Origin of the sequence: Clostridium pacaense, assembly GCF_020709765.2 — a bacterium.
GTDB lineage: Bacteria > Bacillota > Clostridia > Lachnospirales > Lachnospiraceae > Enterocloster > Enterocloster hominis.
In genome coordinates this window covers 1-331 of sequence record NZ_JAJFEB020000092.1, presented here as the reverse complement: position 1 = coordinate 331, position 331 = coordinate 1, and the positions used below count along the sequence as shown (strand labels likewise).

Genomic DNA, 331 nt, shown 5'->3' with positions numbered 1-331 from the left:
CCCCAAAGCAAAACGCAGGGTTCGTAGCCTGTATGGAAGAAATCCTGGATACTTATAAACTTCCTTACAATGAGGAAATCCCTGTTGTGTGCATGGATGAAAAGCCGTACCAGCTGTTGGATCAGGTTTTGAAACCTCTCCCCGTTAAGCCCGGCAGTATCCGGAAAGAAGATGCCGAATACAAGCGGAAAGGGACGTGTAGTATCTTTGTCTTTGCACAGCCGCTGGCAAATTATCGCCACGCCAGTGTAAGAAAGACCCGTACCATGGTTGATTGGGCAGAGGAAATTGAATATTTACTAACTGTCATTTATCCGAACCAGGAAAAAGT

1 pseudogene is annotated in these 331 nt (G+C 45.9%); it reads left to right on the top strand.

What is annotated here, in order from left to right:
- Positions 1-32: 32 nt before the first annotated feature.
- A pseudogene (locus LK536_RS58615) lies at positions 33-331 on the top strand (hypothetical protein); the annotation flags it as partial.